Below are 19,014 nucleotides of genomic sequence, written 5' to 3'. Positions count from 1 at the left end.
CTCAAACGTTGAAGCTTTCGCCGCAGCCACACTCACCGCGCACGTTGGGGTTGTTGAACTTGAAGCCTTCGTTCAACCCTTCCTTGACGAAGTCCAGTTCGGTGCCGTCGAGGTAGACCAGGCTCTTGGGATCGATGATCACCTTGACGCCATGGTTCTCGAACACCTGGTCTTCCTCCGCCAGTTCGTCGACGAACTCCAGCACGTAGGCCAGGCCCGAGCAACCGGTGGTGCGCACGCCCAGGCGAATGCCTTCACCCTTGCCGCGCCCTTCCAGGGAACGCCGCACGTGGTTGGCGGCGGCTTCTGTCATGCTGATAGCCATCTGCACTCCTTACCTCGCAACAGGCGACTTAGATCAAGCCTTTCTTCTGCTTGTAATCGCGTACCGCTGCCTTGATGGCATCTTCGGCGAGTACCGAGCAGTGGATCTTGACCGGCGGCAACGCCAGTTCTTCGGCCAGCTGGGTGTTCTTGATGGTTTCGGCTTCGTCCAGGGTCTTGCCCTTCATCCACTCGGTGGCGAGGGAGCTGGACGCGATGGCCGAACCGCAGCCGTAGGTCTTGAACTTGGCGTCTTCGATCACGCCCTGTTCGTTGACCTTGATCTGCAGGCGCATCACGTCACCGCAGGCCGGGGCGCCGACCATGCCGGTGCCGACGTCCGGGTCTTCGGCATTCATCTTGCCGACGTTGCGCGGGTTTTCGTAGTGGTCGATGACCTTTTCACTGTATGCCATGGTGCAATTCCTTCCTCATCAGGGAGCCGCTCTTGCCGGCGACTGCTTAGTGGGCGGCCCACTCGATCTTGGAGATGTCAACGCCGTCTTTGTACATGTCCCACAGCGGCGACAGCTCACGCAGTTTGTTCACTGCCTCGCAGACCTTCTGCGCGGCGTAGTCGACTTCTTCTTCGGTGGTGAAACGGCCGAAGGAGAAGCGGATCGAGCTGTGCGCCAGCTCGTCGTTGCGGCCCAGGGCGCGCAGTACGTACGACGGCTCGAGCGACGCGGAGGTGCATGCCGAACCGGACGATACGGCGATGTCCTTCAGCGACATCAGCAGCGATTCGCCTTCGACGTAGTTGAAGCTCAGGTTCAGGTTGTGCGGTACGCGGGCGGTCTGGCTGCCGTTGACGTACAGTTCTTCAAGGTTGGAAACCTGCTTGAAGAAGCGCTCGCTCAGGCCCTTGATGCGCGCGTTTTCAGCGGCCATTTCCTGCTTGGCGATGGCGAAGGCCTCGCCCATGCCGACGATCTGGTGGGTCGGCAGGGTGCCCGAACGCATGCCGCGCTCATGGCCACCGCCGTGGATGATGGCTTCCAGGCGCACACGCGGCTTGCGGCTGACGTACAGCGCGCCGATACCCTTGGGGCCGTAGACCTTGTGCGCCGAGAACGACATCAGGTCGACCTTCAGCTTCTGCAGGTCGATTTCGACCTTGCCGGCCGACTGCGCGGCATCGACGTGGAACAGCACGCCGCGCGAGCGGGTCAGTTCACCGATGGCGGCGATGTCGTTGATCGAGCCGACTTCGTTGTTCACGTGCATCAGCGAGACCAGGATGGTGTCGTCACGCAGCGCCGCCTCGACCATGGCCGGGGTGACGATGCCGTCTTCGCCCGGCTCCAGGTAGGTGACTTCGAACCCTTCACGCTCCAGCTGGCGAGCAGTGTCCAGCACCGCCTTGTGCTCGATCTTGGAGGTGATGATGTGCTTGCCCTTGGTCTGATAGAAGTGCGCAACACCTTTCAGTGCGAGGTTGTCGGACTCGGTGGCACCGCTGGTCCAGACGATTTCGCGCGGATCGGCATTGATCAGTTCGGCAACCTGACGGCGACCGTTCTCGACCGCTTCCTCGGCCTTCCAGCCGAAGACATGGGAGCGCGAAGCCGGGTTACCGAAGTTCCCGTCGACCAGCAGGCACTCGGCCATCTTCTGGGCCACACGTGGGTCGACCGGGGTGGTCGCGGAGTAATCGAGGTAGATCGGCAACTTCATTTGTCTCTCCTATCAGGCGGTGGCGTCGCTCGTCGTCCCAGGGGGATCAATCGACGGCGGACGTCTCAATCTTGTCCAGCTGGGCGGCTCGGCCTGCGACACGCCGCAGGTCCTGGCGCTGGGCGACTTCCTGCACCTCACGGCGCATGACGAGGTCGGCCAGGCTGATGCCGCTGAGGAATTCATGGATCTGCTGGCTGAGGTCGCACCACAGGTGGTGGGTCAGGCAGGTATCACCGGCATGGCAGTCCCCGAGGCCCTGGCAGCGGGTGGCATCGACCGATTCGTTGACCGCATCGATGACCTGGGCCACCTGGATGGTTTCCATGCCCCGCGACAGCTGGTAGCCACCGCCTGGACCGCGCACGCTGGAAACCAGGCTGCTGCGGCGCAGCTTGGCGAACAGCTGCTCCAGATAAGAGAGGGAAATGCCCTGGCGCTCGGAAATGTCGGCCAAAGACACCGGCCCATGCTGCGCGTGCAACGCCAGGTCGAGCATGGCGGTCACGGCGTATCGGCCTTTGGTAGTCAGTCGCATGGCTATTGGGTACCACGGGAGTTTCGGGATGGGTGCGAGTATGCGATTCCCGAGCATTTAAGTCAACTATTAGACCTAGTGCTTTAGTCGGGTTTGCATCGGGGAGGCGGGCGCGATTGTAGCAGACCAGGGGCGTGAGCACACGCCCCGTATGTCACGGCACCGCGGGCACGGCGCAATCAATGCGGCTGAGTGTCGCGCTGGGCCACCTCGGCGACATCCTTGAAGTCATCTTCCGGCAGGGCCGGCAGCTCCTTGGCGCAATAGTCGCTGCCCATCTTGGTCAGGGCGCCGCACATCCCCTCGAGCCGCTCGTCGACCGCTTGCAGGTGATCGAGCATCTGGCCGATGGCCCGCGCCACCGGATCGGGCATGTCGCCGCTGACCCCGTAGGCATCGAAGCCGATCTTCTCGGCCATGGCCTTGCGCTTGGCCTCGACTTCAGTGTCTTCGCTCTTGACGATGATTCGCCCCGGAATACCCACCGCCGTGGCGCCCGCCGGCACCGCCTTGGTCACCACCGCATTGGAGCCGATCTTGGCCCCGGCGCCGACGGTGAACGGGCCCAGCACCTTGGCCCCCGCCCCTACCACCACGCCGTTTTCCAGGGTCGGGTGGCGCTTGCCTTTGTTCCAGCTGGTGCCGCCCAGGGTCACCCCCTGGTACAGGGTGACATCGTCGCCGATCTCGGCAGTTTCACCAATGACGATGCCCATGCCATGGTCAATGAAGAAGCGCCGGCCGATGGTGGCGCCGGGGTGGATCTCGATGCCAGTCAGCCAGCGCCCGAAGTTCGACACCAGGCGGGCCAGCCATTTGAAATCACGCTTCCACAGGGCATGGCCCAGGCGGTGCAGCCAGATGGCGTGCATGCCGGGGTAGCAGGTGAGCACCTCGAAGGCATTGCGCGCGGCCGGGTCGCGGTGGAATACGCTTTGAATATCTTCACGCAGGCGTTCGAACATCTGTCAGTCCTTCCGTTTATGCGGCTCGCCCCGGACCACTTTCTGGGTCTCGGTGAGGATGCCGCGCAAAATGCTCATTTCCGAACGCTCGACCGCGACCCGCCCATACAGCCGGCGCAGGCGCGGCATCAGGTGCTTGGGCTTTTCGGGGTCGAGGAAGCCAATACCGACCAGGGTCTTTTCCAGGTGGTCGTAGAACAGCTCCATTTCGTCCATGGTCGCCAGTTCGCTGGCGTCAACCTTGTCGACCTTGCCCGGGGCTTCACCGGCCGCCAGCCAGGCCATGCGCACCTCGTAGGCGAGCACCTGGACAGCCGCAGCCAGGTTCAGCGAGCTGAAGTCGGGGTTGGAGGGAATGTGCACGTGGAAGTGACATCGCTGCAGTTCTTCGTTGGTCAGGCCGGCGTGCTCGCGCCCGAACACCAGGGCGATCTCCTCGCCGCGATTGGCATGCTCCACCGCCTTGGCTCCGCATTCACGCGGGCCGATCAGCGGCCAGGGGATGCTCCGCTCGCGGGCGCTGGTGCCCATCACCAGGTTGCAGCCAACCAGCGCCTGCTCCAGGCTGTCGACCACCTGGGCGCTGTCCAGCACATCGTCGGCTCCCGAGGCTCGGGCGCTTGCATCCACGGCGGGAAATTCTTTCGGCTGCACCAGCACCAGACGCGACAAGCCCATGTTTTTCATGGCTCGTGCAGCGCCGCCGATGTTGCCGGGGTGGCTGGTATTGACCAGAACAACACGAATATTTTGCAGCAAGGTGTTGTGCTCACAGATGCAGGAATCAGGGCTTTCGATCTTACAGAACCGACAGACGTAACGCCACGAAAGCAAATGTGACACTTCTGCCGCCAAAGTTTTCTGCTAGAATGATCGGCTTTCTTCTTTAACATCTCCAGGTGACCCGCCCATGCAGCCTATGCTGAATATCGCCCTGCGCGCCGCTCGCAGCGCCAGTGAACTGATTTTCCGCTCCATCGAACGCCTGGATAGCATCAAGGTCGATGAGAAAGAGGCCAAGGACTACGTTTCCGAAGTCGATCGCGCCGCCGAGCAGAGCATCGTCAACGCCCTGCGCAAGGCCTACCCGAACCACTCCATCCAGGGCGAGGAAACCGGCCTGCACGCGGGTAGCGGCGAAGAAGGCAAGGACTACCTGTGGATCATCGACCCGCTGGACGGCACCACCAACTTCCTGCGTGGCATCCCGCACTTCGCGGTCAGCATCGCCTGCAAATACCGTGGCCGCCTTGAGCACGCCGTGATCGTCGACCCGGTTCGCCAGGAAGAATTCACCGCCAGCCGTGGCCGTGGCGCCCAGCTCAATGGCCGCCGCCTGCGCGTCAGCTCGCGCACCAGCCTCGAAGGCGCCCTGCTGGGCACCGGCTTCCCGTTCCGTGACAGCCAGATGGCCGAGCTGGACAACTACCTGGGTATGTTCCGCGCGCTGACCGGCCAGACCGCCGGCATCCGCCGCGCCGGCTCCGCCAGCCTGGACCTGGCCTACGTTGCCGCTGGCCGTTTCGACGCCTTCTGGGAGTCGGGCCTGTCCGAGTGGGACATGGCGGCCGGCGTGCTGCTGATCCAGGAAGCGGGCGGCCTGGTCAGCGACTTCAACGGTGGCCATGACTTCCTCGAGAAAGGCCATATCGTTGCTGGCAACATCAAGTGCTTCAAGGCGGTGCTGACCGCCATCCAGCCGCACCTGCCGGAAAGCATGAAGCGCTAAGCGCGGATTGCAGATACGAAAAAGCACCCCACGGGGTGCTTTTTTTGTGCCTGTTTCCCAGGGCTCTCGCGATCCGTGTAGGAGCGGCCTTGTGTCGCGAAAGGGGTGCGAAGCGCCCCCACGATCTGTGCCATATCAGATTGTCGGGGCTGCTTCGCACCCCGTTCGCGACACAAGGCCGCTCCTACAAAGAGCAGACCGCGCCGGGACTTATTGCCCGGCTTCGCTGAGGATCAGCTTGCCATTCTTGTCCACCGGAATGGTCGAACCAGGCTCATGATCCATCTTCACCTGCCCTACCTGGTCGCCAATGGTGTACTTCACGTTGTAGCCCACCACCTTCTCGCTGATGTCATTGACCGTGTTGCAGCGGGTTTGCGTGGTCGTGTAGGTGTCACGCTCCTGCATGCCTTCCTGCACCTTGTTACCGGCATAACCGCCACCGACCGCACCGGCCACGGTGGCAATCTTCTTGCCGGTACCACCGCCGATCTGGTTACCCAGCAGGCCACCGGCAATCGCGCCCACCACGGTACCGGCGATCTGGTGCTGGTCCTTGACCGGCGCCTGCCGCGTCACGGTGACGTCCTTGCAGACCTCACGCGGGGTTTTTACCTGTTGTTTGATCGGTTGCACGTCGGTGACCTGCGCATACTCAGGCCCCTTGTTGACCAAGCTGTAGGTCGCGACAGCACCTCCGGCAGTCACACCGACAGCACCCAGTACCGCACCCACCAGCATTGATTTGTTCACACGAACCTCCTGATCATACCCGCGGGTCCGACCCGCCTTCTCCCAGCCTTGGAGCGAAAAAAAAGGCGCAAGTTCAACACTTGCGCCTTTTCGGCCGCCAGGCGGCATGCAGCATGCCTTATGGGCGGTCGTCGACACCGTCGGTCTTGGCCGGCGGGATCAGGTCTTCACTGTTCAGGTTCAGCCAGATCAGCACCACGTTGGCGATGTAGATCGACGAGTAGGTACCGGCCATGACGCCAATGAACAGCGCCAGCGAGAAGCCGAACAGGTTGTCACCGCCGAAGAACAGCAGTGCGGCGATGGCCAGCAGGGTCGAAACCGAGGTGGCGATGGTTCGCAGCAGGGTCTGCGTGGTGGAGACGTTGATATTCTCGATCAGCGAGGCCTTGCGCATGACCCGGAAGTTCTCGCGCACCCGGTCGAACACGACGATGGTGTCGTTCAACGAGTAACCGATGATCGCCAGCACCGCAGCCAGTACGGTCAGGTCGAAGGTGATCTGGAAGAACGACAGGATACCCAGGGTCACCACCACGTCGTGGATCAGCGAGACGATCGCGCCCACGGCGAACTTCCACTGGAAGCGGAAGGCCAGGTAGATGAGGATGCCGCCCAGAGCCAGGAGCATGCCCATGCCACCCTGGTCGCGCAGCTCTTCACCCACTTGCGGGCCAACGAACTCGACCCGCTTGACCGTGGCAGGGTTGTCGCCGCCAGCCTTCTGCAAGGCTTCGGCCACTTTGTTGCCCAACTGTGGGTCATCGCCCGGCATGCGCACCAGCAGGTCGGTGGTGGCGCCGAAGCTCTGCACCACCGCCTCGTGGAAGCCGGAGCTGACCAGCTCGCTACGCACCGCCTGGAGGTCGGCGGGGCGTTCGTAGGTCAGCTCGATCAGCGTACCGCCGGTGAAGTCGAGGCCGAAGTTCAGGCCCTTCTGCCACCAGCTGAACAGCGCCAGCACGGTGAGGAGCACGGTGATGGCGAACGCGACATTGCGTACGCCCATGAAATTGATGGTTTTCATCGCAGCTCCCTCAAACCCACAGCTTCTTGATGTCACGCCCGCCACAGGTCAGGTTGACCATTGCGCGGGTCACCATGACGGCGGTGAACATCGAGGTGAAAATCCCGAGGGACATGGTGACCGCAAAGCCCTTCACCGGGCCGGTACCCATGGCGAACAGGATGCCGCCGACCAGCAGGCTGGTCAGGTTGGCGTCGATGATCGCGGTGTAGGCGCGGTTGAAGCCTTCATGGATGGCGCGTTGCACCGACATGCCAGCGTTCAGCTCTTCGCGGATACGCGAGAAGATCAGCACGTTGGCATCCACCGCCATACCCATGGTCAGCACGATACCGGCGATACCTGGCAGGGTCAGGGTGGCACCCAGCAGCGACATCAGCGCCAGCAGCAGGACCATGTTGCCCGCCAGGGCGACGGTGGCGATCACGCCGAAGCCGCGGTAGATGGCGATGATGAACAGCGAGACGAACAGCATGCCCCACAGCGACGCATCGATACCCTTGGTGATGTTGTCGGCACCCAGGCTTGGGCCGATGGTACGTTCTTCAGCGAAGTACATCGGCGCGGCCAGGCCCCCGGCACGCAGCAGCAGGGCCAGCTCGGACGATTCGCCCTGGCCGTTCAGGCCGGTGATGCGGAACTGGCTGCCCAGCGGCGACTGGATGGTCGCCAGGCTGATGATCTTCTTCTCTTCCTGGAAGCTCTGTACGGCAACGTCCTTCTCGACGCCGTCGACAGTCTGCTTGACGTAGCGGGTGATCGGCTTCTGCTCGATGAAGATCACCGCCATGCTGCGGCCGACATTGCTGCGGGTAGCACGGCTCATGAGCTCGCCACCGTGGCCATCGAGGCGGATGTTCACCTGCGGGCGGCCGTGCTCGTCGAAGCTGGCCTGGGCATCGGTCACCTGGTCACCGGTAATGATCAGGCCGCGTTCGACCGCGGCGGAGCGGCCGCCTTCACGGAACTCGAACACTTCGGTGGTAGCCTTGGATGCACCCGGCTCGGCACCGAAGCGGAACTCCAGGTTGGCGGTCTTGCCGAGGATGCGCTTGGCTTCGGCAGTATCCTGCACGCCTGGCAGCTCGACCACGATGCGGTTGGCGCCCTGGCGCTGTACCAGCGGCTCGGCCACGCCCAGCTCGTTGACCCGGTTGCGCACGGTGGTGAGGTTCTGCTTGATCGAGTATTCGCGGATCTCGGCGACTTTCGCCTGGGTCAGCGCCAGACGCAGCACGGCGAGCTCGTTGCGCTCGGTGGTGGTCAGGTCGAAATCATTGAAATTCTTGCGGATCAGGGCACGTGCCTGCTCGCGGGTGGCATCGTCGGCGAAGCCCAGCATGATGCCGCCATCCTGCTGAGGCAGGCTGCGGTAGCGGACGCGCTCTTTGCGCAGCAAGGTCTTGACCTCGCCTTCGTAGACTTTCATGCGCGCGCTCATGGCCTTGTCCATGTCCACTTCCAGCAGGAAGTGCACACCACCGGACAGGTCCAGGCCCAGCTTCATCGGGCTGGCGCCCAGGTTGCGCAGCCATTGCGGGGTGGTCTGGGCCAGGTTCAGGGCCACGACATAGTCATCGCCGAGTGCCTTGCGCACGACATCCTTGGCTGGCAGCTGGTCTTCCTGACTGGTCAGGCGGATCAGCCCGCTGCCCTTTTCACCCAGGCTCGCGCCCTTGACGGCGATCTTGGCATCGACCAGCGCCTTGCTGACGCGATCGAGGTCGGCCTGGCTCACGTGCAGCGCCGAGCTGGCACCGCTGATCTGTACCGCCGGATCATCCGGGTAGAGGTTGGGAGCGGAATAAATAAAACCGATCGCCAGTACCAGCACGATCAGTGCGTATTTCCACAGAGGGTATTTGTTCAGCATCACGCCGCCCGTTCAAGACGCGGGGCGCTTTGCGCGCCCCGACTGGAAAAATGAAACTGGTAACTCAGATAGCCTTGAGCGTACCTTTTGGCAGGGTGGCCGCAATGGCACCCTTCTGGAACTTCAGCTCGACGTTGTCGGAAACTTCCAGGACCACGAAATCATCGGAAACCTTGATGATCTTGCCGGCGATGCCGCCGTTGGTGACAACTTCGTCACCCTTTTGCAAGTTGCTCAGCAGGTTCTTCTGCTCTTTGGCGCGCTTGGCCTGCGGGCGCCAGATCATCAGGTAGAAGATGACCAGGAAACCGACCAGGAAAATCCACTCGAAGCCGGTACCGGCTGGGCCGGCGGCGGGTGCTGCGGCGTCCGCGTATGCGGCGGGGATCAAGAAGCTCATTGGGCACTCCTAATGTAATTTTCTAATAATGGATGCGGACAGTCAGTCCAAGGGCGGTACCGGAAGCCCGCGCTTGGCGTAGAAGGCGTCGACAAAGGCGGCCAATTTACCCTGTTGAATAGCCTCGCGTAAACCGGCCATCAAGCGCTGGTAATGGCGCAAGTTGTGGATGGTATTCAGCATGCTGCTCAGCATTTCGCCGCACTTGTCCAGGTGGTGGAGATAGGCGCGGGAGAAGTTGCTGCAGGTATAGCAATCACAGGTCGGATCCAGCGGCGAATCATCGTGGCGATGGAACGCGTTGCGGATCTTGATCACCCCGGTATCGACGAACAGATGGCCATTGCGCGCGTTACGCGTTGGCATCACGCAGTCGAACATGTCGACGCCGCGGCGCACACCCTCAACGAGATCCTCCGGTTTGCCTACCCCCATAAGGTAACGAGGTTTGTCAGCAGGCATCTGGCCCGGCAGGTAATCCAGCACCTTGATCATTTCGTGCTTGGGTTCGCCAACCGACAGGCCACCGATGGCCAGGCCGTCGAAACCGATATTTTCCAGGCCTTCCAGCGAGCGCATGCGCAGGTCCTGGTACATGCCGCCCTGGACGATACCGAACAGCGCCGCGGTGTTGTCGGCATGCGCGTTCTTCGAGCGCTGGGCCCAGCGCAGCGACAGCTCCATGGAGGCGCGCGCCACATCGTGCTCGGCCGGGTACGGGGTGCACTCGTCGAAGATCATCACCACATCCGAGCCCAGGTCGCGCTGCACCTGCATCGACTCTTCCGGGCCCATGAACACCTTGGCGCCATCGACCGGCGAGGCGAAGGTCACGCCCTCTTCCTTGATCTTGCGCATGGCGCCCAGGCTGAACACCTGGAAGCCACCGGAGTCGGTGAGGATCGGGCCTTTCCACTGCATGAAGTCGTGCAGGCCGTTGTGCTTCTTGATCACCTCGGTGCCCGGGCGCAGCCACAGGTGGAAGGTGTTGCCCAGGATCATCTCGGCGCCGATGGCCTCGATATCGCGCGGCAGCATGCCCTTGACCGTGCCATAGGTACCGACCGGCATGAAGGCCGGGGTTTCCACGGTGCCACGTGGGAAGGTGATGCGGCCACGACGGGCCTTGCCGTCGGTGGCCAGCAGTTCGAAGGACATTCGACAGGTGCGACTCATGCTTGATCCTTGGGCCCGCGTGGCGCCGGATTGCGGGTGATGAACATGGCATCACCGTAACTGAAGAAGCGGTACCCCTGCGCCACCGCCGCCGCATAGGCGGCCATGGTCTCGGGGTAGCCGGCGAAGGCCGAGACCAGCATCAGCAGCGTGGACTCCGGCAGGTGGAAGTTGGTGACCAGGGCGTCGACCACATGGAACGGCCGGCCCGGGTAGATGAAGATGTCGGTGTCGCCGCTGAAGGCCTTGAGCACGCCGTCGCGCGCCGCGCTTTCCAGCGAACGCACGCTGGTGGTGCCAACCGCGATCACCCGGCCGCCACGGGCGCGGCAGGCGTCGATGGCATCCACCACATCCTGGCTCACTTCAAGCCACTCTTTATGCATGTGGTGGTCTTCGATCTTGTCGACCCGCACCGGCTGGAAGGTACCTGCGCCCACGTGCAGGGTGACGAAGGCGCGCTCGACGCCCTTGGCGGCGATCTTCTCCAGCAGCGCCTCGTCGAAGTGCAGGCCCGCCGTCGGCGCGGCGACCGCACCGGCGCGTTCGGCGTACACGGTCTGGTAGCGCTCGCGGTCGGCGCCCTCGTCCGGGCGGTCGATATAGGGCGGCAGCGGCATGTGGCCGACGCGGTCGAGCAGCGGCAGCACCTCTTCGCTGAAGCGCAGCTCGAACAAGGTGTCATGGCGCGCGACCATTTCCGCCTCGCCACCACCGTCGATGAGGATGACCGCACCCTCCTTGGGCGCCTTGCTGGCACGCACGTGGGCCAGCACCCGGTGGCTGTCGAGCACGCGCTCGACCAGCACTTCCAGCTTGCCGCCGGAAGCCTTCTGGCCGAACAGGCGCGCCGGGATCACCCGGGTGTTGTTGAACACCATCAGGTCGCCCGGGCGCAGGTACTCGAGCAGGTCGGGGAATTGCCGGTGCGCCAGCGCGCCGGTTGGCCCATCGAGCACCAGCAGACGGCTGCCATGGCGCTCGGCCAACGGGTGGCGGGCGATCAGGGAATCAGGGAGTTCGAAGGAAAAATCGGCGACGCGCATGATGATGTTCGGTTCGGCAGGGCCGGGAAGTTTAGCCCAATGTGTGAAAATTGACCATGAAAGCCGATTGACCGACCAGCGGAGCCTCTCTATACTGCGCGCCACAAGCCCTGATGGCGGAATTGGTAGACGCGGCGGATTCAAAATCCGTTTTCGAAAGGAGTGGGAGTTCGAGTCTCCCTCGGGGCACCATCACATCGTTCCAAGCGGTCCCTAGCGGACCCGGAACAGCAGAGAAACCGGCCACTGAGCCGGTTTTTTTGTGTCTATCGATTTTCACTCGCCCGGTTTTCCATCAGCGCCAACGGTCCAGCTGCCCCTGGGCACGGCTGCTGAAGATGGCCAGCAGCTCGCTCAAGGTATGCGCTGACGGCTCGGCAGCGCGGGTCACCGCATACAAGGTGATCGGCAATGCCGGGGCCAGCGGACGAATCGTGGTCGCCCCAGGCGCTGCGCCAAGTGCGGTGAACGGGTCGATGACCGCCAGCCCGGCGCCGGACTCGACCATCGCCCTGGCCAGCGAATAGGTCTGCACCGCGATGCTCACCCGCGGCGGTGGCTCGACTGCCTTCAGGTAGCTGTCGAGGCGGGCCGACAGCGGGTCGGCGCTGCTCAGGCCGATCAACGGCGCATCGGCCAGGGCCGTCAATGGCAGCGGCTTGCCTTCATCCGCAGGCGGCCAATAGCCGGCCGGTGCCAACGCCACCAGCACCCCGCTGGCCAATGCCTGGGCCTTCAGCGCAGGGTGATCGGGCTGTTGCAGGGTCAAGGCGACATCGATCTCGCGCATCAGCAGGTTCTGCACCAGTTCGCGGCTGTGGGCGCTGGACAGTTCACAGGCGATGTCCGGATAACGCTGGGTCCACTCGTGAATCGCCGGCGGCAACAGCGCCAGCGCCAGCGCCGGGGTGGCACCGATGCGCAGGCTGTGGCCCGGCTCTCGACGCAGGCTTTGCGCCAGGCGGCGCACCCCTTGCAAGCTCTCCGTGACCTTGTCGACCTCACGCTCCAGCTCCAGCGCTTCAGGCGTCGGCTGCAGCTTGCCGCGCACCCGCAGAAACAACGGGAAGCCCAACTGCTGCTCGGCGTGTTGCAGCACCTTGGTCACGGCAGGCTGGGACACGTGCAGCAAATGCGCGGCACCGCTGATCGAGCCGGTCTGGCGGATGGCCTGGAAAATCTCGATATGGCGAAGGCGCATGGCAAGCCTATAACCCTTGTTTATGGCTCAGCGATCTTTATTCATTTTTCGCCGCCTGTCACCTGGCCCTAACCTCAGGCTTGTTCCAACCACGAACAAGGACTGACATGGCAAAGCATGTATGCATCATCGGCGGCGGCGTGATCGGCCTGGCGACGGCTTACGCACTGGTACGCGACGGCGTTGAGGTGACGCTGATCGAGGCTCGCGATTCGCTGGGCAGTGAAACCAGCTTCGCCAACGGCGGCCAGTTGTCCTATCGCTACGTGGCGCCGCTGGCCGATGCCGGCGTGCCATTGCAAGCCATTGGCTGGATGCTGCGCGGCGACTCCCCGCTCAGGCTGCGACCGCGCTTCGATCCGGCACAGTGGCGTTGGATGGCCTCATTCCTCGGGGCTTGCCGCGCCTCGGTCAATCGCGCCAACGCCGGCCATCTGTTGCGCCTGGCGCTGTTGAGCCAGTCGACCTTGCAGGCCTGGCGTGAAGAGGATGGCCTGAGTGATTTCAACTGGCGGCGCAACGGCAAGCTGGTCACCTTCCGCCAGGCCAGCAGTTTCGCACACGCACGCAACAACCTTGCCGCGCCCCAGCAACAACAGGTGCTGTCGCACGCCGACTGCGCCCGCCTGGACCCGGCGCTGGCAGAGGCGCCCTTTGTCGGCGCCGTCTATACCCCGGATGAAGAAGTCGGTGATTGCCACGCGTTCTGCCAGCAACTGGCGGCGCGCTTGCGGGCGTCGGGACGTTGCCAGTTCCGCCTGGGCCAGGCCGTCTCCGGCATTCGCCACGCACATGGCGCGGTGAGTGCGATCGAACTGGGTGACGAAGTGCTGCCGGTGGAGCACCTGGTGGTTGCTGCCGGCCATCGCAGCGCGTTGCTGGCACTGCCGGGTGTCGACCTGCCGCTGTACCCGCTCAAGGGTTACAGCCTGACCGTACCGATCGGCAACCAGCACCGGGCGCCGGACCTGAGCATCACCGATTACGACCGCAAGATCGTCTACGCGCGGATCGGCGAGCAGTTGCGAGTGGCGGCGATGGTCGACATCGTTGGTTTCGACCCGTCGCTGGACCCCAAGCGCCTGGCCCTGCTCAAACGCCAGGCCCGCGAAACCTTCGCCAATGCCGGCGACTACGACCACGCCATCGAATGGGCCGGCATGCGTCCGGCGACCCCTAGCGGCGTACCGCTGCTGGGCGCAACGGCGTATCGCAACCTGTGGCTGAACCTTGGCCATGGTGCGCTGGGCTTCACCCTGGCCTGCGCCAGCGCACGCCTGCTCAGCGAACTGATCGGCCAGCGCCGGCCCGCCATCGACCTGCACGGCTTTACGCCCCGTGCGGCCTGAACCCCAACCCTCTGAAGGACCACCGCAATGACCATTGAGCGCATCCAGCCCAACCCACGCTTGTCCGCCGCCGTCACCTATGGCGACCTGGTGTTTCTCTCCGGCCAGGTGCCGGGTGACGCCAGCGATGCCACCGGCCAGACTGCCCAGGTACTGGAAAAAATCGACGCATTGCTGGCCGAGGCTGGCAGCGACAAAGACCATCTGCTCAGCGCGACCATCTACCTGAAGGACATCGGCAGGGATTTCGCCGCGATGAATGACGTCTGGTCCGCCTGGTTGTCGCCCGGCCAGGCTCCCAGCCGCACCACCTTGCAGGCCGAACTGGCACGCCCGCAGGTGCTGGTGGAAATATCCGTGATCGCGGCACGCCGCTGACCACCCCTTACCCACAACGGAGAATAACAATGCAAAAAATCACGTTGCTCGGCTGCACCCTTGCCGTGTTGCTCGGTGCCCAGGCCCATGCCGAGGAAGCAGCGCTGGGGCCCACGTTAAGCAAGATTGCCAAAGCCAACAGCATCACCCTGGGCTATCGCGATGCTTCAGTGCCGTTCTCCTACGTGGGCGATCACTCGGGCCAACCCATGGGCTACTCGGTCGACCTGGCGAACAAGATCGTCGAGCGGGTGCGGCAGAAGCTGGCGTTGCCCGAACTCAAGGTGAAGTACAACCTGGTGACCTCGCAGAGCCGTATTCCGCTGGTGCAGAACGGTACCGTGGACCTGGAATGCGGCTCGACCGGCGTCACCGCAGAGCGGCAGAAACAGGTGGCGTTTTCCTATGGCTTCATCTACGTCAAGGGCCAGCTGCTGACGGCCAAGGACAGCGGGATCAAGAGCTTCGCCGACCTGCGCGGCAAGAATGTGGTAACCACCGCCGGCACCACCAACGAACGCTACCTGAAAAGCTATAACGTCGATAACAAGATGGACATGTTCGTGATCAGCGCCAAGGACCATGGCGAAGCCTTCCAGATGTTGCAGTCCGGTCGGGCGGCGGCGTTCTACATGGACGATGCGCTGCTCTACGGCGAACGCGCCAAGGCGCGCGACCCGCACAACTGGGTGGTGGTCGGGGAAGAGCAGTCACGGGAAATCTACAGCTGCATGGTACGCAAGGATGACCCGCAGTTCCTCGCCCTGGTGAACGCGTCGCTGGGCGAGCTGTACAGCTCAGGGGAAATCAACGGGATCTACCAACGCTGGTTCCAGCAGCCGATTCCGCCTAAAGGCTTGAACCTGGAGTTCCCGATGACCAGCGAACTCAAGGCCATCTTTGCCAAGCCAGTGAGCGATCCGGTGCAGTAGCTTCAGCCGCCTCCATTCCGGCAAACGGCAGTGGCCTGCGAAGGTCACTGCCAGGAAGTCCTTGCCGAGCCAGCGTTTCCCCTCCATCACGCCAGCGCGTGGTCCGCCAGCGCCCAACCCTCAGGCCGTAGCGTGTGCCAGTCGCTGACTTGCTGATAGGCATGGCCGATGCGCAGAACCAGCGCTTCGGCGAAGGCCGGCCCCACGATCTGCATCGAGACAGGCATACGCTTTTCATCGAAGCCGATGGGCAGCGCCACCGAGCACAGGTTCAACAGGTTGGCGAAGCGCCCCAGCAACGCCAATGGCGTGCCATATTCGTCGACCTCTTCCAGCGGCACACTGCCAATGGCGTTGGTCGGGAAAACGCAGGCGTCGATGTTGCTCATCGCCTCCTGCATGGCTTGCCGGGCGGCGCGGCGCTGCTGGTGCAACTGGATATACGCCGCCGCGTCGATGGCGCGGCCACTGAGTATGCGCCGTTGCACATGGGGGTCGAAACGCAGGTCGTCGCGCTCGAACAAGCGCCCGAGGTTGGCGTAACCCTCGGCGCTCATCAGCCCGCCAGCGATGCGCATGCACTGCTCCAGCGACGTGGGCAGCGGTTGCTCGATCAATTGCATGCCCAGCGCGGCCAACTGCTTGAGCCCCTGGTCGTATGCCTTCAGTACGCCGGGAGCGATATGCGCGCGTTCAGCCTCCGGCAACACCCAGATGCGCAAGCCGGCGACCGGCCGCTCGAGGCCGGCAGCGGCGCTGAACACCGGTGCGCGGACCGCAACCGGGTCCAGCGGGTCTGGCCCCAGCAGGGCATCCAGCATCCACGCCGCATCTTCCACCGTGTGCGTGATAGGCCCTACCGAGTCCAGCGAAGGGCACAGCTCGATCAAGCCATGGCGGCTGACCAGGCCACGCGTGGTTTTCAGCCCGACCAGGCCGCACATCCCCGCCGGAATCCGCACCGAACCGCCGGTATCGGTACCCAACGCCGCACTCGCCAGGCCGCTGGCCACGGCCACTGCCGAACCACTGCTGGAACCACCCGGAGCGTGATGTACGTTACGGTCCCACGGGTTCCACGGCGTGCCCATGACCGCGTTGGTGCCCCAGCCACCAAAAGCGAATTCGACGGTGTGGGTCTTGCCGAGAATGATCGCACCGGCCCGCTCCAGGCGTTGCACTGCAGTGGCGGTCAACGTGGAAACACGCGGTTGCTGCGCCAATGAGCCACCGGTGATGGCCTGGCCTCGGATCTCGAACAAATCCTTGATTGCCAGCGGAATGCCATGCAGCGGCCCCAGGTGAACGCCGGATGCACGCTGGCGATCTGCGGCGATGGCCGCGTTCAACGCACGCGAGGGATAGGCTTCGACATAGGCATTCAGTTGCTCGTCAAAGCGCTCGATGCGCGCCAGTTGCGCGCGCACCAGCGCTTCGCTGGTCAGCGAGCCGGCCTGCAGCGCCTGCTGCAACTGGCCGATGCTGTGGAAAGCTACCTGATCCATGGTGTTCATAGGTTCAACCTCGCACGGTTTTGCGGCCGCGTGAAACGTGCTTTTCAAGCACCCGCGACAGCATTGAAAGAGGGAAGGCGATAACGAAATAGAACAGCCCCACCAGCAGGAACACATGCATTGGCAGGAAGGTTTCCGAAGCGATGGCCCGCGCTGCCAGCATCAATTCATCGGTGGCAATCAGGGCGCACAACGAGCTGTCCTTGAGGATCGACACGTAGGCGTTGAGCAGGGGCGGCAAGATGACCCGAAACACTTGCGGCAGGATGACTGCGGTAAACGCTTTCAGCGGCGTCAGGCCGATGGCGATAGCGGCTTCGCGCTGGCCGCGATGCAGCGCATCCAGGCCACCACGGAGGATTTCCGCAACGTACGCGGCGCCCTGCAAGCCCAGGCCGATGGCCCCGGCCCAATAGCCGGACAAGGTCAACCCCAGGCTGGGCAGCGCGAAATACAGGGCCAGCAGCAACGCCAGAAGCGGTACTGCGCGCATGCTCTGGATGAACAACGCGGCCAGGCGCCTGAGAATGCCGTTGGGGCTTCGTAGCGCCCAGACCAACAACGCGCCCAGGACGAGCGCCAGGGCGAAGCCGATCAGCGACAGTTCGGCAGTGATCCGTGCACCAAGCAACAGGCGAGCGCTCCAGTCGCTCCAGTACTCAGGATATTGCTGGAAGAAACCGATCATCGCGCGCTCCCCAAATGACGTTCGAGGCGAATGAACCCCACACCGATCGGCAGGATCATCGCGGCGTAGATGCACATCACCGCCAGGTAGATCAGTGACGTCTGGAAGGTTGAGGTCACCAGATTGCGCGCCAGGAACATGATCTCCGGCACGGCGATGGCCGAGGCAATGGAGGTGTCCTTGATCAATTGGGTGACGTAGTTGGCGAACGCTGGCAAGGTCACGCGCAGGGCCTGGGGCAACAGAATGCACCGCAGAATCTGCATCCGGCTCAGGCCGACAGCCAACCCCGCTTCATGCTGGCCGACATGCAGCGACTGCAAGCCGCTACGGAAGATATCGGCCAACACCGCACTGCCGACCAGGCTCAGGCCAACGATGGCGGCCAGCCATGCGGGCAGGTTGATGCCAAGGTAGGAAAGACCGAAATAGATCAGGAACAGGTGCGCCAGCGCTGGCACATTGCGCATCCACTCGATGAAGCAGCCAATCACCCCATGCAGCAGCCGTGACCGACTGAACGTCAATAACACAGCCAATACCACGCCGCCGGCGCTCGCCAGCAGCAAGGTGCATAGTGCGATTTCCAGGGCGGTGAGCGCGCCTTTCAACAACAGGGGCAACAGCCCGAGAAACACCTCGAAGTTCGCCATCAAGCACCCTCCATGGCCATGCGCCCAAGAAAACTGCGGGTACGTTCATGACGCGGGCTGTCGATTACCTGCGCCGAAGGCCCTTGCTCGACAATGTGGCCACCGTCCATGAAGATCACCCGGTCCGCCACGTCCCGGGCAAAGCGCACTTCATGGGTCACCATGATCATGGTGCGGCCCTCTTGCGCCAGCTCACGAATCACGGCGAGTACTTCGCCCACCAGCTCCGGGTCCAGTGCCGAGGTCGGCTCGTCGAACAGGATGACTTTGGGTTGCTGGGCCAACGCGCGGGCGATCGCCACCCGCTGTTGCTGGCCGCCGGACAATTGCTCGGGATAGACCTCGGCCTTGTGCCGCAGGTGGACCTTTTCCAGCATGGCATCAGCCAGCTCGTAGGCCTGCTTGCGCGGCATGCCCTGCGCCTTGATCGGCCCCAGCGCGACGTTGTCGCGCACGGTCAAATGTGGCCAGAGGTAGAACAGCTGGAACACCATCGCGATCTCGCGACGCTGCGGGGCCATTTCCCGGTCACTCATCAGGCGTATGCGCTTGCCGTCCTTGACCTGACCGATCAGCTCGTCACCCAGCCAGATATCGCCCCGGGTGGGTTTTTCCAGGTAATTGATGCAGCGCAGGCAAGTGGACTTGCCCGACCCGCTGGGGCCGATCAACGACAGCGTTTCCCCGGCTTTCAACTCCAGGTTGATGCCCTTGAGCACCTCCAGATCACCATAACTCTTGTGCAGGTCATGCACGCGCAGCAACGCAGGTTCGGACGGGGTCGACATCTT

At 63.3% G+C, this 19,014-nt stretch carries 21 protein-coding genes and 1 tRNA gene; 5 read left to right on the top strand and 17 right to left on the bottom strand.

The window, feature by feature from the left end; all coding sequences use genetic code 11:
* Nucleotide 1 precedes the first annotated feature (1 nt).
* The 6 genes from iscA to trmJ form a co-directional block, all read right to left on the bottom strand.
* The gene (gene iscA, locus ACJA3S_RS04375; RefSeq protein ID WP_170028347.1) at nucleotides 2-325 is read right to left on the bottom strand and encodes an iron-sulfur cluster assembly protein IscA; all 324 of its coding nucleotides are present in this window, start codon (nucleotides 323-325) and stop codon (nucleotides 2-4) included.
* 28 nt (nucleotides 326-353) lie between these two features.
* Nucleotides 354-740, bottom strand: a complete 387-nt coding sequence (gene iscU / locus ACJA3S_RS04370; protein WP_003248539.1) for a Fe-S cluster assembly scaffold IscU — start codon at nucleotides 738-740, stop codon at nucleotides 354-356.
* A 46-nt stretch (nucleotides 741-786) separates the two neighbouring features.
* Nucleotides 787-2,001, bottom strand: a complete 1,215-nt coding sequence (locus tag ACJA3S_RS04365) for an IscS subfamily cysteine desulfurase (protein WP_170028346.1) — start codon at nucleotides 1,999-2,001, stop codon at nucleotides 787-789.
* Nucleotides 2,002-2,047: 46 nt separating this feature from the next.
* Complete coding sequence (gene iscR / locus ACJA3S_RS04360) at nucleotides 2,048-2,539, bottom strand: Fe-S cluster assembly transcriptional regulator IscR (RefSeq protein WP_051099959.1); 492 nt, start codon at nucleotides 2,537-2,539, stop codon at nucleotides 2,048-2,050.
* Nucleotides 2,540-2,718: 179 nt separating this feature from the next.
* Nucleotides 2,719-3,504, bottom strand: coding sequence for a serine O-acetyltransferase (gene cysE, locus ACJA3S_RS04355; RefSeq protein ID WP_170028345.1), 786 nt, complete (start codon nucleotides 3,502-3,504; stop codon nucleotides 2,719-2,721).
* A 3-nt stretch (nucleotides 3,505-3,507) separates the two neighbouring features.
* The gene (trmJ, locus tag ACJA3S_RS04350; protein WP_406820950.1) at nucleotides 3,508-4,263 is read right to left on the bottom strand and encodes a tRNA (cytosine(32)/uridine(32)-2'-O)-methyltransferase TrmJ; all 756 of its coding nucleotides are present in this window, start codon (nucleotides 4,261-4,263) and stop codon (nucleotides 3,508-3,510) included.
* A gap of 151 nt (nucleotides 4,264-4,414) precedes the next feature.
* On the opposite strand from trmJ, the gene suhB reads away from it, so the two are divergent.
* Nucleotides 4,415-5,233 (top strand): inositol-phosphate phosphatase, encoded by an 819-nt coding sequence (gene suhB / locus ACJA3S_RS04345; protein ID WP_170028343.1) that lies wholly within the window; start codon nucleotides 4,415-4,417, stop codon nucleotides 5,231-5,233.
* Between the two features lie 210 nt (nucleotides 5,234-5,443).
* On the opposite strand, the gene ACJA3S_RS04340 is transcribed toward suhB, so the two are convergent.
* The 6 genes from ACJA3S_RS04340 to queA form a co-directional block, all read right to left on the bottom strand.
* The gene (locus tag ACJA3S_RS04340) at nucleotides 5,444-5,986 is read right to left on the bottom strand and encodes a glycine zipper 2TM domain-containing protein (RefSeq protein ID WP_170028342.1); all 543 of its coding nucleotides are present in this window, start codon (nucleotides 5,984-5,986) and stop codon (nucleotides 5,444-5,446) included.
* A gap of 118 nt (nucleotides 5,987-6,104) precedes the next feature.
* Nucleotides 6,105-7,013: a protein translocase subunit SecF gene (secF, locus tag ACJA3S_RS04335; protein WP_406820949.1), complete on the bottom strand. Its 909-nt coding sequence runs from the start codon at nucleotides 7,011-7,013 to the stop codon at nucleotides 6,105-6,107.
* Nucleotides 7,014-7,023: 10 nt separating this feature from the next.
* A complete protein-coding gene (gene secD / locus ACJA3S_RS04330; RefSeq protein ID WP_289133901.1) occupies nucleotides 7,024-8,886 on the bottom strand; it encodes a protein translocase subunit SecD in 1,863 nt (620 codons plus the stop codon).
* Nucleotides 8,887-8,950: 64 nt separating this feature from the next.
* Nucleotides 8,951-9,286, bottom strand: a complete 336-nt coding sequence (gene yajC, locus ACJA3S_RS04325; protein ID WP_016713216.1) for a preprotein translocase subunit YajC — start codon at nucleotides 9,284-9,286, stop codon at nucleotides 8,951-8,953.
* A 42-nt stretch (nucleotides 9,287-9,328) separates the two neighbouring features.
* On the bottom strand, nucleotides 9,329-10,444 hold the full coding sequence (gene tgt, locus ACJA3S_RS04320; protein ID WP_161959640.1) for a tRNA guanosine(34) transglycosylase Tgt: 1,116 nt from the start codon (nucleotides 10,442-10,444) through the stop codon (nucleotides 9,329-9,331).
* 14 nt (nucleotides 10,445-10,458) lie between these two features.
* Nucleotides 10,459-11,508, bottom strand: a complete 1,050-nt coding sequence (queA, locus tag ACJA3S_RS04315) for a tRNA preQ1(34) S-adenosylmethionine ribosyltransferase-isomerase QueA (RefSeq protein ID WP_406820948.1) — start codon at nucleotides 11,506-11,508, stop codon at nucleotides 10,459-10,461.
* Between the two features lie 107 nt (nucleotides 11,509-11,615).
* On the opposite strand from queA, the gene ACJA3S_RS04310 reads away from it, so the two are divergent.
* Nucleotides 11,616-11,700: transfer RNA gene (locus ACJA3S_RS04310), tRNA-Leu, on the top strand.
* Nucleotides 11,701-11,803: 103 nt separating this feature from the next.
* Here ACJA3S_RS04310 and ACJA3S_RS04305 read toward each other — a convergent pair.
* The gene (locus ACJA3S_RS04305; protein WP_406820947.1) at nucleotides 11,804-12,709 is read right to left on the bottom strand and encodes a LysR family transcriptional regulator; all 906 of its coding nucleotides are present in this window, start codon (nucleotides 12,707-12,709) and stop codon (nucleotides 11,804-11,806) included.
* 107 nt (nucleotides 12,710-12,816) lie between these two features.
* Here ACJA3S_RS04305 and ACJA3S_RS04300 point away from each other — a divergent pair, with 107 nt between their 5' ends.
* From ACJA3S_RS04300 to ACJA3S_RS04290, 3 genes are read left to right on the top strand one after another with little or no spacing between them, the layout of a single operon-like run.
* A complete protein-coding gene (locus ACJA3S_RS04300) occupies nucleotides 12,817-14,058 on the top strand; it encodes a D-amino acid dehydrogenase (protein ID WP_406820946.1) in 1,242 nt (413 codons plus the stop codon).
* Nucleotides 14,059-14,085: 27 nt separating this feature from the next.
* The gene (locus ACJA3S_RS04295) at nucleotides 14,086-14,436 is read left to right on the top strand and encodes a RidA family protein (protein ID WP_406820945.1); all 351 of its coding nucleotides are present in this window, start codon (nucleotides 14,086-14,088) and stop codon (nucleotides 14,434-14,436) included.
* Between the two features lie 29 nt (nucleotides 14,437-14,465).
* Nucleotides 14,466-15,368 carry a transporter substrate-binding domain-containing protein gene (locus ACJA3S_RS04290; RefSeq protein WP_406820944.1) on the top strand — a complete coding sequence of 301 codons (903 nt, stop codon included), beginning with the start codon at nucleotides 14,466-14,468 and terminating at the stop codon, nucleotides 15,366-15,368.
* Between the two features lie 86 nt (nucleotides 15,369-15,454).
* On the opposite strand, the gene ACJA3S_RS04285 is transcribed toward ACJA3S_RS04290, so the two are convergent.
* Genes ACJA3S_RS04285 through ACJA3S_RS04270 form a run of 4 tightly spaced genes read right to left on the bottom strand, consistent with a single transcriptional unit; the run spans nucleotide 15,455 to nucleotide 19,011 of the window.
* Nucleotides 15,455-16,882, bottom strand: coding sequence for an amidase (locus ACJA3S_RS04285; RefSeq protein ID WP_406820943.1), 1,428 nt, complete (start codon nucleotides 16,880-16,882; stop codon nucleotides 15,455-15,457).
* A gap of 4 nt (nucleotides 16,883-16,886) precedes the next feature.
* Nucleotides 16,887-17,570: an amino acid ABC transporter permease gene (locus ACJA3S_RS04280; RefSeq protein WP_406820942.1), complete on the bottom strand. Its 684-nt coding sequence runs from the start codon at nucleotides 17,568-17,570 to the stop codon at nucleotides 16,887-16,889.
* Nucleotides 17,567-18,223, bottom strand: coding sequence for an amino acid ABC transporter permease (locus ACJA3S_RS04275; RefSeq protein ID WP_289133894.1), 657 nt, complete (start codon nucleotides 18,221-18,223; stop codon nucleotides 17,567-17,569). Before ACJA3S_RS04275 ends, ACJA3S_RS04280 begins: the two co-directional genes overlap by 4 nt.
* The gene (locus ACJA3S_RS04270; protein WP_170028331.1) at nucleotides 18,223-19,011 is read right to left on the bottom strand and encodes an amino acid ABC transporter ATP-binding protein; all 789 of its coding nucleotides are present in this window, start codon (nucleotides 19,009-19,011) and stop codon (nucleotides 18,223-18,225) included. The genes ACJA3S_RS04275 and ACJA3S_RS04270 overlap by 1 nt, the downstream gene beginning before the upstream one ends.
* Between the last annotated feature and the right edge of the window lie 3 nt (nucleotides 19,012-19,014).

Source organism: Pseudomonas sp. KnCO4 (assembly GCF_045344305.1).
GTDB classification, from domain to species: Bacteria; Pseudomonadota; Gammaproteobacteria; order Pseudomonadales; family Pseudomonadaceae; genus Aquipseudomonas; species Aquipseudomonas anuradhapurensis.
The sequence above is the reverse complement of the archived record's forward strand: the minus strand, read 5'-3'. Positions and strand labels throughout refer to the sequence as shown.